General features: G+C 60.5%; 14 protein-coding genes. 9 read left to right on the top strand and 5 right to left on the bottom strand.

The features are described 5' to 3' along the window. Nucleotides 1-54: 54 nt before the first annotated feature. The 3 genes from betC (at nt 55) to RYB66_RS23105 (ending at nt 4,269) form a co-directional block, all read left to right on the top strand. Complete coding sequence (gene betC / locus RYB66_RS23115; RefSeq protein WP_316895557.1) at nt 55-1,560, top strand: choline-sulfatase; 1,506 nt, start codon at nt 55-57, stop codon at nt 1,558-1,560. A gap of 37 nt (nt 1,561-1,597) precedes the next feature. Continuing rightward, complete coding sequence (locus RYB66_RS23110; RefSeq protein ID WP_316895555.1) at nt 1,598-2,524, top strand: choline ABC transporter substrate-binding protein; 927 nt, start codon at nt 1,598-1,600, stop codon at nt 2,522-2,524. 176 nt (nt 2,525-2,700) lie between these two features. Then, nucleotides 2,701-4,269 (top strand): SulP family inorganic anion transporter, encoded by a 1,569-nt coding sequence (locus tag RYB66_RS23105; protein WP_316895553.1) that lies wholly within the window; start codon nt 2,701-2,703, stop codon nt 4,267-4,269. Between the two features lie 96 nt (nt 4,270-4,365). Here the strand turns inward: RYB66_RS23105 and aroE are convergent, their stop codons facing one another. Further along, nucleotides 4,366-5,190, bottom strand: a complete 825-nt coding sequence (aroE, locus tag RYB66_RS23100; protein ID WP_316895551.1) for a shikimate dehydrogenase — start codon at nt 5,188-5,190, stop codon at nt 4,366-4,368. After that, nucleotides 5,190-6,104: an oxygen-dependent coproporphyrinogen oxidase gene (gene hemF, locus RYB66_RS23095; RefSeq protein ID WP_002551339.1), complete on the bottom strand. Its 915-nt coding sequence runs from the start codon at nt 6,102-6,104 to the stop codon at nt 5,190-5,192. The genes aroE and hemF overlap by 1 nt, the downstream gene beginning before the upstream one ends. Nucleotides 6,105-6,275: 171 nt before the next feature. On the opposite strand from hemF, the gene RYB66_RS23090 reads away from it, so the two are divergent. Continuing rightward, nucleotides 6,276-7,253, top strand: coding sequence for an NADPH:quinone reductase (locus RYB66_RS23090; RefSeq protein ID WP_057405202.1), 978 nt, complete (start codon nt 6,276-6,278; stop codon nt 7,251-7,253). A gap of 7 nt (nt 7,254-7,260) precedes the next feature. Here the strand turns inward: RYB66_RS23090 and RYB66_RS23085 are convergent, their stop codons facing one another. From RYB66_RS23085 to RYB66_RS23075, 3 genes are all read right to left on the bottom strand, one after another. Beyond that, a complete protein-coding gene (locus tag RYB66_RS23085) occupies nt 7,261-7,818 on the bottom strand; it encodes an L-threonylcarbamoyladenylate synthase (protein ID WP_004662860.1) in 558 nt (185 codons plus the stop codon). A 38-nt stretch (nt 7,819-7,856) separates the two neighbouring features. Then, nucleotides 7,857-8,975, bottom strand: coding sequence for a DNA-processing protein DprA (dprA, locus tag RYB66_RS23080; protein ID WP_054089085.1), 1,119 nt, complete (start codon nt 8,973-8,975; stop codon nt 7,857-7,859). A gap of 123 nt (nt 8,976-9,098) precedes the next feature. After that, nucleotides 9,099-10,124, bottom strand: a complete 1,026-nt coding sequence (locus RYB66_RS23075) for a LysM peptidoglycan-binding domain-containing protein (RefSeq protein ID WP_002551334.1) — start codon at nt 10,122-10,124, stop codon at nt 9,099-9,101. 125 nt (nt 10,125-10,249) lie between these two features. On the opposite strand from RYB66_RS23075, the gene def reads away from it, so the two are divergent. The 5 genes from def to RYB66_RS23050 all read left to right on the top strand — a co-directional run bounded on the left by def (nt 10,250) and on the right by RYB66_RS23050 (nt 16,991). Then, a complete protein-coding gene (gene def, locus RYB66_RS23070; protein ID WP_005732754.1) occupies nt 10,250-10,756 on the top strand; it encodes a peptide deformylase in 507 nt (168 codons plus the stop codon). Nucleotides 10,757-10,815: 59 nt separating this feature from the next. Further along, the gene (gene fmt / locus RYB66_RS23065) at nt 10,816-11,760 is read left to right on the top strand and encodes a methionyl-tRNA formyltransferase (RefSeq protein WP_316895549.1); all 945 of its coding nucleotides are present in this window, start codon (nt 10,816-10,818) and stop codon (nt 11,758-11,760) included. Then, complete coding sequence (rsmB, locus tag RYB66_RS23060) at nt 11,757-13,103, top strand: 16S rRNA (cytosine(967)-C(5))-methyltransferase RsmB (protein ID WP_117139776.1); 1,347 nt, start codon at nt 11,757-11,759, stop codon at nt 13,101-13,103. The genes fmt and rsmB overlap by 4 nt, the downstream gene beginning before the upstream one ends. Beyond that, nucleotides 13,100-14,473 carry a Trk system potassium transporter TrkA gene (gene trkA, locus RYB66_RS23055; RefSeq protein ID WP_005732751.1) on the top strand — a complete coding sequence of 458 codons (1,374 nt, stop codon included), beginning with the start codon at nt 13,100-13,102 and terminating at the stop codon, nt 14,471-14,473. Before rsmB ends, trkA begins: the two co-directional genes overlap by 4 nt. 154 nt (nt 14,474-14,627) lie before the next feature. Continuing rightward, the gene (locus RYB66_RS23050; protein WP_316895547.1) at nt 14,628-16,991 is read left to right on the top strand and encodes an FdhF/YdeP family oxidoreductase; all 2,364 of its coding nucleotides are present in this window, start codon (nt 14,628-14,630) and stop codon (nt 16,989-16,991) included. The last annotated feature ends 131 nt before the right edge of the window (nt 16,992-17,122 follow it).

Below are 17,122 nucleotides of genomic sequence, written 5' to 3'. Positions count from 1 at the left end.
ATCCTCATACCCAACACTTTCGCATAACTTTTCACAATGGGATGCAGCGATTACATGAAGCGCAAAAATATTCTGTTCATCATGGCCGATCAAATGGCCGCGCCAATGTTGCCGTTTTACTCCCGGTCTCCAATCCTGATGCCGAATCTGAGCCGCCTTGCTGCCGACGGCGTGGTGTTCGATTCAGCGTATTGCAACAGTCCTCTGTGCGCGCCATCGCGTTTCACACTGGTCAGCGGTCAGCTACCAAGCAAGATCGGCGCGTACGACAACGCAGCCGATTTCCCAGCTGATATTCCAACCTACGCTCACTATCTGCGTGCGCTGGGCTACAAGACCGCTCTGGCAGGCAAGATGCATTTCTGTGGGCCGGATCAGCTGCACGGTTACGAAGAGCGCCTGACCAGTGACATTTACCCGGCCGACTATGGCTGGTCGGTCAACTGGGACGAGCCGGACGTGCGTCCGAGCTGGTATCACAACATGTCCTCAGTGTTGCAGGCCGGCCCGTGCATTCGTACCAACCAGCTGGATTTCGATGAAGAAGTGCTGTTCAAGTCCCAGCAGTATCTGTACGACTACGTACGCCAGGACGGTGATGTGCCTTTCTGCCTGACCGTTTCCATGACTCATCCTCATGATCCGTACACCATTCCCAAGCCGTTCTGGGACCTGTACGCCGACGAAGAGATCCCGATGCCGCCGCCGCACGCCAATCAGGCCGCGCTGGACCCGCATTCGCAACGGCTGCTCAAGGTCTATGACCTGTGGGACAAGCCCATGCCGACCGACAAGATTCGTGATGCGCGCCGCGCCTACTTTGGCGCGTGCAGCTACATCGACCTCAACGTCGGCAAGCTGATGCAGACGCTGGATGAAGTCGGGCTGGCGGAAGACACCATCGTGGTGTTCTCCGGCGATCACGGCGACATGCTGGGCGAGAAGGGCCTCTGGTACAAAATGCACTGGTTCGAAATGGCCGCCCGCGTGCCGTTGGTGGTGTATTCGCCGGGCCAGTTCAAGCCAGGGCGGGTCAGTGCGTCGGTGTCGACTGCCGACTTGCTGCCGACCTTTGTCGAAATGGCCAACGGCAAACTGGACGCAGGGTTGCCACTGGACGGACGCTCTCTGATGCCGCACCTGAAACGCAAGGGCGGGCACGATGAGGTGTTCGGCGAGTACATGGCCGAAGGCACGACCAGCCCGTTGATGATGATCCGTCGCGGCACTTACAAATTCATCTATTCGGAGCAGGACCCGTGCCTGCTCTTCGATGTGAAGAAGGACCCGAAAGAGCAGAATGATCTGAGCCAGTCACCCGCCCATGAAAAGCTGTTCAATGACTTCCTGGCTGAAGCTCGAGCCAAGTGGGATATCCCGGCGATACACCAACAGGTGCTCGCCAGCCAGCGCAGAAGGCGCTTCGTCGCCAAATCGCTGGCAACCGGCAAGCTGAAGAGTTGGGATCACCAGCCACTGGTCGACGCCAGTCAGCAGTACATGCGCAACCATATTGATCTGGACGATCTGGAGCGTAAGGCACGTTTTCCGCAACCTTGACCCTGCCCACACCAAAAAAATCAAAAGGGGTACATCAATGAAGAAGTTATCCACAGCCGTTGCGGTCGCGGTCATGGCATTCGGCAGCCTTGCGGCGCAGGCAGAGGACGCAAGTTGCAGCACCGTGAAAATGGCCGATCCGAGCTGGAGTGACATTGGGGCCACCAATGCTATCGCCAGCGTGGTGCTTGAAGGTCTGGGCTACAAGGCCAAGGTCGACACCCTGGCCGTGCCGATTGCCTATGGCGGCCTGAAAGACGGCAAGCTGGATGTTTTTCTGGGTAACTGGATGCCGGCGCAGCAGGGCTTTTACGACAAGTTCGTGGCGACCGGCGATGTGACGCAATTGGCCAGGAACCTTGAAGGCACCGAGTTCACCCTGGCCGTGCCGGACTATGTGTGGGACGCCGGCGTGCATGATTTTGCCGACCTGAATAAATTCGCTGACAAGTTCGACCAGAAGATCTATGGCATTGGCTCTGGCGCACCTGCCAACCTGTCGCTGCAGGAGATCATCAAGAAGAATGAATTCGATCTGGGCAAATGGAAGCTGGTCGAGTCGAGCGAGACCGCGATGCTCGCCGAGGTCAATCGCAATGTGAAGAAGAAAGCGTTTGTGGTCTTCCTCGGCTGGACCCCGCATCCGATGAACGTGCAGATCAAAGGTATGCATTACCTCAAGGGCGGCGAGAAATACTTTGGCGATACCGGCTCGGTCTTCACCCTGACTCGCAAGGGTTATGCGCAAGCCTGTCCGAACGTCGGCAAGCTGCTGACCAATCTGAGCTTCACCCTGGACATGGAAAACAGCATCATGGCCGAAGTGGCGAACAGCAAGGTCAGCAACAGCGCAGCGGCAAAGGCCTGGATCAAGGCCAATCCCGCAGTGCTGGACACGTGGCTGGAGGGCGTGAAGACGTTTGATGGCAAGGATGGGCTGGCGGCGGTGAAGGCCAGGTTGTAGGCGTAAGGTCTTGAGTGCGCAGCGTGGCGCAGATCTGTGACGCGGGGCGTCATCCAAGGTATTCCCACGCTGGAGCGTGAGGAACGATAGGTGTCCGACTATCGTGCCCATGCTCCGCGTGGGTATGCCGTTCTGGACGCTCTGCGTCCTCTACGTTCAATTCACTCGAGGGACCGATGCGCTGGCTAAATCGCCATAAAATTCTACCGTTTCTAGCCTGGCTGCCGCAGCAGAGCCGCGCCAGTGTCGGGCGTGATGCGCTGGTGGGCCTGAGCGGTGCCATTCTGGCCCTGCCGCAGTCCATCGCTTACGCACTCATCGCCGGGCTGCCTCCGGAGTACGGTCTGTACGCCGCCATTGTTCCTGTTCTGATCGCCTGCCTGTGGGGCTCGTCCTGGCACCTCATCTGTGGGCCGACTGCGGCTATTTCCATCGTGCTGTATGCCAGTGTCAGTCCGCTCGCCGTTCCGGCCAGTCAGGACTACATAATGTTGATCCTGCTGCTGACGTTCATCGCCGGTATATTCCAGCTATTGCTGGGGATGATGCGCTTCGGTGCGCTGGTGAATTTCGTTTCGCACTCAGTGGTGCTCGGTTTCACACTGGGCGCTGCAATAGTCATTGCACTCGGGCAGATGCCCAATCTGCTGGGCATTGACCTGCCGAGTCAGACCACCGCCCTTAGAAGCCTGACCGCCGTGTTAGAACATCGTGGAGAGGTCGATCTACCTTCACTGACACTGGGCCTGTTGACCCTGGCGCTGGGCATCGGGCTCAAACTCCTGGTGCCCCGCTGGCCAACCTTATTGATTGCATTGGTATCGAGCAGCCTGTTGGTGTGGCTGTGGCCGGCGATGTTCGGCCATGTCCGTGTGGTCAGTGCCTTCGTTGGCCATCTACCGCCTTTCAGCCCGCTACCGCTGGACCTTGAGCTGATCCTCAAGCTGCTGCCGACAGCAGTGGCGGTGGGCATGCTGGGGCTGGTCAACAGCCTGTCGATTGCCCGCTCGCTGTCGGCACGTTCGCAGCAGATGCTCAACGCCAATCAGGAAGTCCGTGCGCAAGGTCTGTCGAATATGGTCGGCTCGCTGTTTTCCGGCTACCTGTCAGCGGGCTCGTTCACCCGTGCGGCGCTGAGTTACGAGGCGGGTGCGCGTTCGCCGTTGGCGGGCGTTTTTTCGGCACTATGGGTGGCATTGTTCGCGGTCGCCGGAGCCTCGTTGATCTCGCACATTCCAATCCCGGCCATGGCCGCCTCAATTCTGCTGATCTGCTGGGGCCTGGTGGATCGTCGTGGCATTCGCGCACTGTTCCGTGTCAGCCGCGCCGAGTTTTTCGTGATGGCGCTGACCTGTCTGGCCACCCTGCTGCTGGAGCTGCAAACCGCGATTTATGCCGGTGTGCTGGCCTCGCTGTTCTTCTACCTCAAACGCACTTCACAACCGCGCGTGCAGCAATGGCGCGAAGGCGATGAGGATGTGCTGCGGGTCGGCGGCTCGATCTTCTTCGGTGCCAGCCACTACCTGCAAACCCGCCTGCAACGCACTGAAGGGCTGCGTGTGGTAATCGATGCGCAGCAGATCAACTTCATCGATTACTCAGGCGTGGAAATGCTTCATCAGGAAGCGAGACGTCTGGGCCGTCAGGGGCGATTACTGATCCTGCGCAATGCCAGGCCGCAAGTGATCGAGGAATTGCACAAGCTGGAAGGGCCGCAGAACTGCCCGATTCTGTTTGAGGATTGAGCCATAACTCATCGTCCCGACGCTCTGCGTTGCAAGAGGACGCGGAGCGTCCAGAACGGCATGCCAACGCGGAGCATTGGCACGATAGTCTCTCAGTCAACCAGCCGCCAGCAGCCTGCGCAACTCGGCCAGTACCGGAGCCGAGTCCGGGCGCACGCCGCGCCATAGCAGGAAAGCTTCTGCCGCCTGCTCCACCAGCATACCCAAGCCATCAACCGACTGTGCCGCACCCTGTTCAGTGGCCCAGCGGCAAAAGGCGGTGGGCTCTTTGCTGTACATCATGTCGTAGCAGAAGGTCGCACCGGGCTGGATAAGGCTCGGGGAAATCGGTGGCAGCTCTCCGGCCAGACTGGCAGAGGTGGCATTGATGATCACGTCCACTGGCTCTTCAAGCCAGTCGAAGCTGCTGGCAAACACAGGGCCAAGATCCGCAAATTCCTGAGCCAGTCGTTCGGCTTTTTCAACGGTGCGATTGGCAATCACCAGCACTGAGGGTTGCTCCGCCAGCAAAGGCTCCAGCGCGCCACGCACAGCACCACCCGCACCCAGCAACAGAATGCGCTGACCACGCAGGCTACGCCCGCAATTGACTGTCAGGTCGCGCACCAGCCCGGCACCGTCGGTGTTGTCACCCAGCAGCGTACCGTCATCGAGCTTGCTCAAGGTGTTCACGGCTCCCGCACGCTGCCCGCGCTCGGTCAGGCTATGAGCGAGGCGATAGGCTTCTTCCTTGAACGGCACAGTCACGTTGGCACCACGTCCGGTCTGGAAAAACGCCTGGGCAAATGCGGTGAAATCATCCAAAGGTGCCAGCGACGTCTGGTAATCCAGCGCCTGCCCGGTTTGCTCGGCGAACAGGCGATGAATCAACGGCGACTTGCTGTGGCCAATGGGGTTACCGAAGACGACGTACCGATCCATCAGTTGTCCGCCAGCCAGTCGCGATCAGTCAGGAAGTATTCGGTCAGACGCGCCTCCTCACTGCCCGGAGCGGCTTTCCAGTCATAACCCCAGCGCACTTGCGGCGGCAGCGACATAAGGATCGATTCGGTACGGCCACCCGATTGCAGACCGAACAGCGTGCCGCGGTCGTACACCAGGTTGAACTCGACGTAGCGCCCCCGACGGAATTCCTGAAACTCGCGCTGCTGCACCGTATAGGCCGCGGCCTTGCGACGACGCACGATCGGCAGGTAGGCATTGATAAACGCATCACCGATGGCGCGGATGAAGGCAAAGCTGGTATCGAAATCCCATTGGTTCACGTCATCGAAAAACAGACCACCGATACCGCGTGGCTCATCACGATGCTTGAGGTGGAAGTAACTGTCGCACCATGCCTTATAGCGCGGGTAGACATCGTCGCCGAAGGGCGCACAGGCGCGTTCGGCCACCCGGTGCCAGTGTACGCAGTCTTCCTCGACGCCATAGTAGGGCGTCAAATCGAAACCGCCACCAAACCACCAGACCGGCTCCTCGCCTTCTTTCTCGGCAATGAAGAACCGCACATTGGCGTGGGACGTCGGCACATGCGGGTTGTGCGGGTGAATCACCAGCGACACGCCCAGCGCCTCGAAACCACGCCCGGCCAGCTCAGGCCGGTGGGCACTGGCCGACGGCGGCAGGTTGCTGCCGAACACGTGGGAAAAATTGACACCACCTTTCTCGATGACCGCACCATTCTCGATCACCCGCGTGCGACCACCGCCGCCCGCCGGACGCGTCCAGGCATCTTCCACAAAGTGTGCGTTGCCATCTTCCTGCTCGAGCGCGGTGCAGATCCGGTCTTGCAGGTCGAGCAGGTAGGCTTTTACGGCCTCGGTACGGGTACTCATGAGGATCCCTTACGGCTGACGTCAAACGGCTGAGCCCCCGCAGCAAAAGAGGCGCAGGCAAATTGGCGCGTAGCATACCATCGGCAGCGCGGGCTGGCAGTTGACGAAGGCCGGGGGAAGGAGTCCGATAGGTGCTTTCGGAACTTGTTTTAACCATCAAGGAGAGAGCACATGGCAAAGCGTATCCAGTTCAGCACTGTCGGAGGACCCGAGGTTCTTGAATATGTCGATTTCGAGCCGGAGGCTCCGGGGCCGCAAGCGGTGGTTGTGCGCAACAAGGCCATTGGCCTGAATTTCATTGATACCTATTACCGTAGCGGGCTGTATCCGGCGCCTGAGTTGCCTTCCGGGCTTGGTGCTGAAGGGGCAGGCGTGGTCGAGGCGGTGGGTGATGAGGTGACGCGCTTCAAGGTCGGTGATCGTGTCGCCTATGGCACCGGGCCTCTGGGTGCGTACAGCGAGGTGCATGTGCTGCCTGAGGCGAATCTGGTGAAGCTGGCGGACTCGGTCAGTTTCGAGCAGGCCGCTGCGTTGATGCTCAAGGGCCTGACCGTGCAATACCTGTTGCGCCAGACCTATCAGGTGAAGCCGGGCGAGATCATTCTGTTTCATGCGGCGGCGGGTGGTGTTGGCTCGTTGGCCTGTCAGTGGGCCAAGGCATTGGGCGCGAAGCTGATCGGCACGGTCAGCTCACCGGAGAAGGCCGCTCACGCCAACGCGCTGGGTGCCTGGGAAACCATCGACTATAGCCACGAAGACGTCGCCAAACGTGTGCTGGAGCTCACCGACGGCAAGAAGTGCCCGGTGGTCTACGACGGCGTGGGGCAGGACACTTGGCTGACCTCGCTCGACAGCGTGGCACCGCGTGGGCTGGTGGTGAGCTTCGGCAATGCGTCCGGACCGGTCTCAGGTGTGAATCTGGGGATTCTGGCGCAAAAGGGCTCGGTGTATGTCACCCGCCCGACGCTGGGCACCTACGCAAACAATGCGCAGAACCTGCAAGCCATGGCTGACGAGCTGTTCGACATGCTCGCCAGCGGCAAACTCAAGGTCGACAACATTCAGCAGTACGCCTTGAAGGACGCCGCCAAGGCGCAAACCGAGCTGTCCGCTCGGCGCACCACTGGCTCGACCATTCTGATTCCCTGAGCCTGCGTCAGCCAGCGCGCATGACCTGGCCGGTCGCGATATCACGGATCACGCTGGGGTTTCGGCGGCCGCCCAGGCTGCCGCCCAGCACACCGTCGATCTGACCCCGGAAGTACTGCTCGACGCGCAATCGCGAACGGGCAGCCGGGCGACCTGCCGGGTTGGCCGATGTGGAAATCAACGGGCCGACCAACGCGCACAGTTCGCGCACCGTAGGGTGGTCGGTGACGCGCAGCGCCACGGTTTCATGAATGCCAGTAATCCACTCGGGCAGCAGGTTCTGATGCGGCACCAGCCAGGTATTGGGCCCTGGCCAGGTGCTGGCCATGCGGTCGAGCCACAATTGGGGGAAGTCTTCGAACAGAAAGTCGAACTGGCGAATGTTGTCGGCGATCAGGATCAGGCCTTTTTCCACTGGCCGTGACTTGATCGCCAGCAAACGATAAACCGCTTCTTCATCCCATGGATCACACCCCAGGCCCCAGACTGCCTCGGTCGGGTAAGCAATCACCGCACCGGCTCGAATATCCTGAGCGGCTTGTTGCACACGCCAACTGCTGACCATTGTTTGTCTCTCCGCTAAATCCTGACGGCAGTTTAACCTCAGGGCGCTCTGGCGAACCATCGTCCCGCTTCACAGCTTATTCTGCCGTCCAGTTCCAGCTCGGTCAGGCCCGCCAGTACCTTGGGCAACGGCCAGCCGCTGGAGACCGATAACCCCTCGCTGGTATGCGGCGCAGCGTGCAGCAGCGCCAGAAGTGGATGGTCGCAAGGCACCGGTTTGGCAGGTGTCTCGGGCGGTGCAGCGGGCGCAACGCTCTTCCAGTGCTGCAAGCCTTCAAGAATGTGCTCAACGGTCTCGACCAGCGTTGCGCCATCGCGTATCAACTGGTGGCAACCCTTGGCACCCGGATGGTGAATCGAACCCGGTATCGCATAAACCTCTCGCCCTTGCTCAGCGGCCAGGCGTGCGGTAATCAAAGAGCCACTGGCAACACTGGCCTCGACCACCAGTACGCCGAGCGACAGGCCGCTGATGATTCGGTTGCGCCGCGGGAAGTTGCTGGGCTGTGGTTCAGCGTCCAGCGGGAACTCGGAAATCACCGCGCCACCTTGTGCCGCCATCTGCGCTGCAAGCGCACGATGCTGCTGTGGATAAAGTTTTTCAAGCCCGGTGCCCAGCACACCGATTGTATGCCCACCGACATCCAGTGCGCCCTGATGCGCGGCTCCGTCAATGCCGCGCGCCAGACCGCTGGTGATCACAAAACCGGCACCCGCCAGGCTGCGCGCAAAAGCTCTGGCAGTGTCCAGCCCGGGTCTGGAAGCGCGACGACTGCCGACCATTCCCAACTGCGGACGCTCGAGGATTGAAGGGTCGCCGGCAATGAAGATCAGCGGCGGAGGGTCGGCGATTTCGGCCAGCAGCGCGGGGTAGCAAGGGTCGTCCCACATCAGCAAATGCTGGGCCGGACACTCCAGCCAGGCCAATGCAGCACTCGCACCGTCCCTGACGGAAGGGGCTCGACGCGCCTCGGCGCAGGCACCTGGAATACCCAGCGCACGCCACGCACTGGCCGGTGCGCTCAGCGCAGACGACGCAGAACCAAAGGCTTCGATCAGCCTGGAAAAGCGTTTCGGTCCGATCTCGGGCAAGCGATGCATGCGCAGACGGGCTTCCAGCTCTGCTGGCGAAGAGAGGGCATTTTCGAACAGTGGCATGAGATCGTCCCTGATCCATTGCGCATCTCAGACGATGCACAAACCTGTGGATAACTCTGTTGACAACAATTTGATAAGTGTCTGGCTCGTCACACAAATCCGTAGCAGAACTGAAACATACCTTTAAGGATTTCGAACCTTGTCCATGATGGCCAAAGATCGGTTGGCTTGCAGGACCAAGGCGTAACTAAGCTTGTCGTACGTACGGAAAACCATGAGCAGGCCAGACCGTTCGTCAGGGATTTTTACCTGTTCACCGGTGATCCGGTCGCGCACTGTCTCGCTGGTTTTGTAGATCGCCAGCACATTCCCCTCGGCCAGGCCGTCACGTTTGCCTTTGTTGAGAGTGACCACATCCAGCACGCTGACCTGGGTTACGCCGCGTGGCACATCCAGAATCAAACCTTCTATCGGCGTTTGCGGGGCGCTGGGCAGGAAAGTCGAGTTGATCGCTCGCTCTTCGCTGCTGAACAATCGGTCGCCCAGGCGCACTTCCTGCGTAGAGCGCTGCAAAACCAGGGTCGAGACGTCGCCCTCGGAGGCAACCACTTCAGCGCTGCCGATGTCATCCGCGTTGATCCCCAGCACTTCCTTGGTCTGTGGGTCGGTGTAGGTCTTGCCCTGTCGGAAAATGCCGTAGACGGTGTGCGCCGGGTCCAGCGTGCCCCGTGCATAGGCCCGGTCACCGCTACCGCTGAGCACGCGCTCGGCATTGCCCGCGACGATGTAGGGGGCCTTTTCGAACTGCTCGGCATTGTCGACGATGCGATTGCTGATCAGGAATGCGTTGATCGCCCCCAGCGGAATGCTCGGAATGGCCTCGACCATCGGCGTACTGCGCACACGCGGTGACAATTTGATGGTCCCGCGCGACTCGCCCCGATTGAGCGTCACACGCGGCTGACCATCGACCCAGGTCAGCGCAAGGGTGTCACCGGGGTAGATCAGGTCAGGATCATGGACTTGCGGATTGGCCCGCCATATCTCGCGCCATTTCCACGGTTCACGCAAAAACTTGCCGGAAATGTCCCAGAGTGTGTCCCCGGCGACAACGGTGTAGCTCTGCGGATAGCCTTCCCTGAGTTGCACTTGCGCCTGAGCAAGACCGCTGGCGGTCAGCAGCAGCAGGGCGAGTAGTGATTTCCTCATGCGGTGAATCCCTTTATCATGTTGCCTCACGCGAACCCTAGAGTCCTGTCCTGGGCTGCCTGCCTTGAACTCCCGGGCCCGGCACCCAACATTGACTTTACCTTAACAGTGCAGCTCTTACGTATATGGCCATTCTAAACATCCTCGAATTTCCCGATTCGCGCCTGCGCACCATCGCCAAACCTGTGGCGATGGTAGACGAAGGCATTCGCCAGTTGGTCGACGACATGTTTGAAACCATGTACGAAGCGCCCGGCATCGGGCTGGCAGCCACGCAGGTCAATGTCCACAAGCGTGTGGTCGTCATGGATCTGAGCGAAGACCGCAGCGAACCGATGGTCTTCATCAACCCTGAAATCGAAAAACTGACCGATGAAATGGATCAGTATCAGGAAGGCTGCCTGTCGGTACCCGGTTTCTACGAGAACGTCGACCGCCCGCAAAAGGTCCGCGTCAAGGCGCTGGACCGTGACGGCAAGCCTTACGAACTGGTTGCCGAAGGCCTGCTCGCCATCTGCATCCAGCATGAGTGCGATCACCTGAACGGCAAGCTGTTCGTTGATTACCTCTCTAACCTCAAGCGCGACCGGATCAAGAAAAAACTCGAGAAACAGCACAAGCTGAACGCTTGATCCTTCGTCCCTCCAAAAGGCCTGCACAAGGCCTTTTTGTTTTTTACAACGAGAAGCCCATGACTGAGCCACTGCGCATCGTCTTCGCCGGCACCCCGGAATTTGCCGCCGAACACCTCAAGGCCCTGCTAGACAGCCCTTACCAGATCGTCGCCGTGTACACCCAGCCTGATCGCCCGGCCGGTCGTGGACAAAAGCTGATGCCCAGCCCGGTCAAGCAACTGGCACTGCAGCATGACATCCCGGTCATGCAGCCGCCCACGCTACGCGCCCCTGACGCGCAGACCGAACTGGCCGCGCTCAAGCCTGATTTGATGGTGGTGGTCGCCTACGGCTTGATCCTGCCGCAAGTGGTGCTGGATATTCCGCGTCTGGGCTGCATCAACAGCCATGCCTCACTGCTGCCACGCTGGCGCGGAGCTGCGCCGATTCAGCGCGTGGTGCAGGCCGGCGACGCCGAAAGCGGCGTGACCGTGATGCAAATGGAAGCTGGTCTGGACACCGGGCCGATGCTGCTCAAGGCTGTCACCCCGATCACCGCACAGGACACCGGTGGAACGCTGCATGACCGTCTTGCCGAACTCGGCCCACCAGCGGTGTTGCAGGCCATTGCAGGGCTGGCGGATGGTTCGTTGGTCGGCGAGGTTCAGGACGACAGCCTGGCCAATTACGCTCATAAATTGAACAAGGATGAGGCGCGTCTCGACTGGACACGTTCGGCCGATGAGCTGGAACGTCTGATCCGCGCCTTCAACCCGTGGCCGATCTGCCACAGCACGTTGAACGAAGAAACCCTGAAAGTGCTGGCTGCCGATCTGGCCGAAGGGCAGGGCGCGCCGGGAACTGTACTCAGCGCCAGCAAGGACGGCCTGATCGTCGCCTGCGGCCAGAACGCCCTGCGCCTGACCCGTCTGCAACTGCCGGGCGGCAAGCCGCTGAATTTTGCTGATCTGTTCAACAGCCGTCGCGAGAAATTCGCCATCGGCACGGTGCTGGGCCAATGAACCCGCGTCTGGCCGCCGCCAAGGCACTGGCTGCCGTGCTCAGCGGCAAGGCATCGCTGAACAGTTCGCTGCCCACGCAACTGGACAAGGTCGAGGTGCGTGATCGCGGCCTGACTCAGGATCTGGCGTTCGGCACCGCACGCTGGCAGCCACGCCTGTCGGCACTGGCGGCCAAACTGTTGCAAAAACCCTTCAAGGCCGCCGATGCCGACGTCGAGGCGTTGCTGCTGGTAGGTCTTTACCAGCTGTTTTACAGCCGAATTCCTGCGCATGCGGCCATTGGTGAAACCGTTGGCTGCGCTGACAAGCTGAAAAAACCGTGGGCCAAAGGCTTGCTCAACGCCGTACTACGCAACGCGCAACGCGATGGCGAAGCGCTGTTGATTGAGCTGGAACACGACCCGGTGGTGCGCACCGCCCACCCGCGCTGGTTGCAAAAAGCCCTGAAAGCGGCGTGGCCGGAGCAATGGGAAGCGATCTGCGCAGCCAACAATGCGCATCCGCCGATGATTTTGCGGGTCAACCGTCGGCATAACAGCCGCGATCAGTACCTCGAGCTGCTGAACACTGCTGGGCTGCAAGCCAGCGCGTGCACCTTCAGTCAGGACGGCATCGTACTTGCAGAGCCCTGCGACGTGCGCTCGCTGCCGGGCTTTACCGAAGGCTGGATCAGCGTTCAGGACGAAGCCGCGCAACTGGCCGCCGACCTGCTGGAGCTCGCACCCGGGCAACGCGTACTCGACGCGTGCTGCGCGCCAGGTGGCAAGACCTGCCATTTGCTGGAAGTGCAGCCGCAATTGAGCGGCGTAGTCGCGGTGGACCTCGAAGCCAAGCGCCTGGTGCGCGTGCGTGAAAACCTTGATCGTCTGGGGCTGGACGCCGAGCTGATCGCTGCCGACGCCCGCGAAACGGCGCAGTGGTGGGACGGTAAGCCTTTCCAGCGCATCCTGCTCGACGCACCATGCTCGGCGACAGGTGTAATCCGTCGCCACCCGGACATCAAGCTGACCCGCCAACTGGATGACATCGCCGCGCTCGCTAGCCTGCAGGGCGAACTGCTCGACGCGCTTTGGCCTACGCTGCAAGTAGGGGGCATGCTGGTGTACGCGACCTGCTCGACACTGCCGACCGAAAACACCGACGTCATCGAGGCGTTTCTGGCCCGTACCTCCGGGGCCAGAGAACTGGATATCGCCGGGCAGGCCGGACAGCCACCCGCAGGTATCAAGCAAGCCCATGGTCGCCAGCTGCTTGCCCAGCAAGGCGGCCACGACGGTTTCTACTACGCCAAACTGATCAAGATCGCGGATCAAGGTCGAGGCGGCGCGGGAGTAAGCAGGTGAAAATCATCATTCTGGGTGCAGGTCAGGTAGGCGGTACGCTGGCCGAGCATCTGGCGGGCGAAGCCAACGACATTACCGTGGTCGACACCGATGGCGACCGGTTACGCGATCTGGGCGACCGCCTGGACATCCGTACCGTGCAGGGCAAGGGCTCCTATCCCGCAGTCCTGCGCCAGGCGGGCGCGGACGACGCCGACATGCTGGTCGCGGTGACCAGCAGCGACGAAGCCAATATGATCGCCTGCCAAGTGGCCCACACGCTGTTCCACACGCCGACCAAGATCGCGCGCATCCGCGAAGCGGCGTACCTGACACGCGCGGGCCTGTTCGATAAAAACGCGATTCCGGTCGACGTGTTGATCAGCCCGGAACAGGTGGTCACCAATTACATCAAGCGCCTGATCGAGTACCCCGGCGCGCTACAGGTCATCGATTTCGCTGAAGGCAAGGCACAACTGGTCGCGGTCAAAGCCTATTACGGCGGTGCCTTGGTGGGCCAGCAGCTGCGCCAGTTACGTGCGCACATGCCCAATGTCGACACCCGTATCGCGGCGATCTATCGGCGCGACCGGGCGATCCTGCCCCACGGCGATACGGTCATCGAAGCCGACGACGAGGTGTTCTTCATCGCCGCCAAGGCCGATATTCGTGCGGTGATGGGTGAGCTGAGGCGTCTGGACGAGAACTACAAGCGCATCGTCATCGCAGGCGGTGGCAACATCGGCGAGCGTCTGGCTGAAGCCATTGAAAGCCGCTATCAGGTAAAGATCATCGAAGTGAACCCGGCGCGCTGCCGCTATCTGTCGGAGCATCTGGACAGTACGGTGGTGCTACAGGGCAGCTCATCGGACCGTGATTTGCTGATGGAAGAAAACATCAACAATACCGACCTGTTCCTGGCGCTGACCAACGACGATGAAGCCAACATCATGTCGTCGCTGCTGGCCAAACGGCTGGGCGCACGCAAGGTGATGACCCTGATCAACAACCCCGCCTACGTCGATCTGGTCCAGGGCGGCGAGATTGATGTGGCGGTCAGCCCGCAACTGGCAACCATCGGCACGCTGCTGGCTCATGTACGACGGGGCGATATCGTCAGCGTGCACTCGTTACGGCGCGGTGCAGCCGAAGCCATCGAGATCGTCGCGCACGGCGACCCGAAATCCAGCAAAGTGGTCGGTCGCGCCATCAAGGACATCAACCTGCCGACCGGCACGGCAATCGGTGCGATCATCCGCGACGAACAAGTGCTCATCGCCCATGACATCACCGTGATCGAATCCGGTGACCATGTGATCATGTTCCTTGTGGACAAGAAGTGCATCCGCGAGGTTGAGCGGCTGTTTCAGGTCGGCCTGAGCTTTTTCTGAACCGCTCCTGAACAGGGTGTGACCCTGACTGAACCTCTTGCCGACCTGTCTGGTCGGCAACGCTCGTCGACTCGGACGAATTCTCTCTGAGCCCGTGCATCTCAGACACACGAGCTTCATGCCTGCACGGGCTTTATGAGAGAGAACGCACCCCATGTCCGAATCGGAAAATTCCCGGGCCCCGCTTCAAGGATCACAGACCGACGGCACACCTGCGGGTGGCTGGCCTGCGCTCAGTGCGGTCAACAAGCACCTGTTGCACCAGCATGTGCTGATCAAGGGCAACCGCACGCTGCTGTCCATGAACAAGCCCGGCGGCTTTGATTGCCCCAGCTGCTCCTGGCCGGACCCAAAAAAACCGCACACGTTTGAATACTGCGAGAACGGTGCCAAGGCACTGGCTTGGGAATCGACCAAAAAACGCGTGACGCCTGAGTTCTTCGCCCGGCATACAGTCAGCGAACTGGCGACCTGGAGCGATCACGAGCTGGAAGCAGAAGGCCGTATCACCGAGCCGATGCGCTACGACGCCGCCACAGACAAATACCTGCCCGTCACCTGGGACGAAGCGTTCGCCGAGATCGGCGCAGAGCTGCGCGGCCTGAGCGATCCGTGGAAGCTGGAGCTTTACACCTCCGGGCGCACGTCGAACGAAGCCGCCTTTCTGTATCAGCTGTTCGGTCGGCTGTACGGCATGGCAAATTTCCCTGACTGCTCGAACATGTGCCATGAAACCACCACTGCGGCGCTGCCCGAGTCGATCGGGGTCGGCAAGGGCACCACGACGCTGAAAGATTTCGAGAACGCCGACGCGATTTTCATCATTGGTCAGAACCCCGGAAGCAACAGCCCGCGCATGATGTCCGAGCTGCATGCGGCCGCAAAACGGGGTGCCAGCATCATCTCGTTCAACCCGCTGCGGGAAAGGGCGCTGGTACGCTTTGCGGCGCCGCAGGACCCGCGCGACATGCTCAGCCTTCATGGCGTAGAGATCAGCTCGCAGTACCATCAAGTGAGAATCGGCGGCGACATGATCGCCCTGCAAGGCGTTTGCAAGGCCGTGATCGAAGCCGACGACGTGGCGCAGCGTGAAAACCTGCCGCGCGTCCTTGATGTGGCGTTCATTGAAGAACACACCCATGGTTTTGAGCAGTACGCCAATTATTGCCGACAGTTGCCCTGGGACATCATCGAGCGCCATTCGGGCCTGACGCGCCAGGCCATCGAAGAGGTGGCTGCGGTTTATAAGCGCTCGAAGGGGGTCATCTGCTGCTGGGGGATGGGCATCACTCAGCACAAGCGTGGCGGTGATGCGATGCAGCAGATCATCAACCTGCTGCTATTGCGCGGCAACATCGGCAAGCTCGGTGCGGGGGCTTGCCCGGTGCGGGGGCATTCCAACGTACAGGGCGACAGGACGATGGGCATCTATGAAAAGGCCGGCGAACCGTTTCTGGCCAGCATGAGCAAGGTGTTCGGTTTCGAGGCGTCCAGAAAAAAAGGCCATGCCGTGGCCCAGACCTGCGAAGCCCTGTTGCGTGGCGAGGTGGAAGCACTCATTTCCATGGGCGGTAATTTATTCCGCGCCATTCCGGACACCGATGTGATCTGCCCGACCGTCAGCCGTTTGAAAATGACGGTGCTGGTCAACACCAAACTCAACCGCAGCGCGACGGTGCATGGTCAGAAGGCCTTTCTGCTGCCATGCGTGGCGCGTTCGGAACGCGACCTGCAGAACGGCGTGGCGCAGACCATTACGGTGGAGGACGCGATGTCGATGGTGCACGGCTCGACCGGCATGCTCGAGCCTGCGTCGAAGCATCTGATTTCCGAAGTCGCCATCATCGCCGGTATCGCCAAAGCGACGCTTGCGCCCAATCCCAAGGTGGATTGGGACAGTTATGTGGGCGACTACGCCAGGATTCGCGACAAGATCGAAGAAGTGTTGCCCGAGCAGTTTTATGACTTCAATCAGCGCATCCTAGAACCCGGAGGTTTTCGATTGCCCAATGCCGCCAGTGAGCGCAAGTGGGACACCGAGTCGGGCAAGGCCAACTTTCTCTTTCCTGAAGGCGTCTACGACGAAGACGACACGCCGCCGGGCGCGGAGCATTTGCAGTTGATGACGATCCGCAGCCATGACCAGTTCAATACCACGGTGTATTCCAACGATGACCGTTATCGGGATATCTACGGCGACCGCATGGTGGTGATGCTCAACCCACAGGACATCGAACGCCTGGGGCTGAAGGCCGGGGACTACATTGAGTTTCAGACAGCGCTCGACCCGACCACGACGCGGCGTGCACCGGGTTTCAAAGTCATCCCCTACGACGTGCCGCAAGGCTGCTGCGCAGCCTACTACCCGGAAACCAACGGGCTGCTGCCACTGGCCAACCGGGATAAACACGGCAACACCCCTGCGGCCAAATCCATCCCGGTGAACCTGGTGCGGATGAGTTCGGAGGGGACGCAAGTGGCGCTGGAACGGCGCGGGTTGATTGCGGCGGCCAGTTGAGGGAAACACTATCGTGCGGCGCTCCGCGTCCGATCTTGAATGCGCGGCGCGGCGCAGATCTGTGACGCGGAGCGTCACGCACGGCATTCCCACGCTGGAGCGTGCGGAACGATAACCTGACTATCGTGCGG

Source organism: Pseudomonas syringae group sp. 243L2 (assembly GCF_032587875.1).
In the GTDB taxonomy this organism is placed as follows: Bacteria; Pseudomonadota; Gammaproteobacteria; order Pseudomonadales; family Pseudomonadaceae; genus Aquipseudomonas; species Aquipseudomonas amygdali.
The sequence above is the reverse complement of the archived record's forward strand: the minus strand, read 5'-3'. Positions and strand labels throughout refer to the sequence as shown.

Bases quoted from the DNA above. Each gene is read 5' to 3' on its own strand.
- hemF (WP_002551339.1), bottom strand. From the start codon at position 6,104: ATGAGTACCCGTACCGAGGCCGTAAAAGCCTACCTGCTCGACCTGCAA.
- RYB66_RS23075 (WP_002551334.1), bottom strand. From the start codon at position 10,124: ATGAGGAAATCACTACTCGCCCTGCTGCTGCTGACCGCCAGCGGTCTT.
- RYB66_RS23050 (WP_316895547.1), top strand. From the start codon at position 14,628: ATGTCCGAATCGGAAAATTCCCGGGCCCCGCTTCAAGGATCACAGACC.
- aroE (WP_316895551.1), bottom strand. From the start codon at position 5,190: ATGGATCGGTACGTCGTCTTCGGTAACCCCATTGGCCACAGCAAGTCG.
- RYB66_RS23105 (WP_316895553.1), top strand. From the start codon at position 2,701: ATGCGCTGGCTAAATCGCCATAAAATTCTACCGTTTCTAGCCTGGCTG.
- fmt (WP_316895549.1), top strand. From the start codon at position 10,816: ATGACTGAGCCACTGCGCATCGTCTTCGCCGGCACCCCGGAATTTGCC.
- RYB66_RS23090 (WP_057405202.1), top strand. From the start codon at position 6,276: ATGGCAAAGCGTATCCAGTTCAGCACTGTCGGAGGACCCGAGGTTCTT.
- RYB66_RS23085 (WP_004662860.1), bottom strand. From the start codon at position 7,818: ATGGTCAGCAGTTGGCGTGTGCAACAAGCCGCTCAGGATATTCGAGCC.
- dprA (WP_054089085.1), bottom strand. From the start codon at position 8,975: ATGCCACTGTTCGAAAATGCCCTCTCTTCGCCAGCAGAGCTGGAAGCC.
- rsmB (WP_117139776.1), top strand. From the start codon at position 11,757: ATGAACCCGCGTCTGGCCGCCGCCAAGGCACTGGCTGCCGTGCTCAGC.
- def (WP_005732754.1), top strand. From the start codon at position 10,250: ATGGCCATTCTAAACATCCTCGAATTTCCCGATTCGCGCCTGCGCACC.
- RYB66_RS23110 (WP_316895555.1), top strand. From the start codon at position 1,598: ATGAAGAAGTTATCCACAGCCGTTGCGGTCGCGGTCATGGCATTCGGC.
- betC (WP_316895557.1), top strand. From the start codon at position 55: ATGAAGCGCAAAAATATTCTGTTCATCATGGCCGATCAAATGGCCGCG.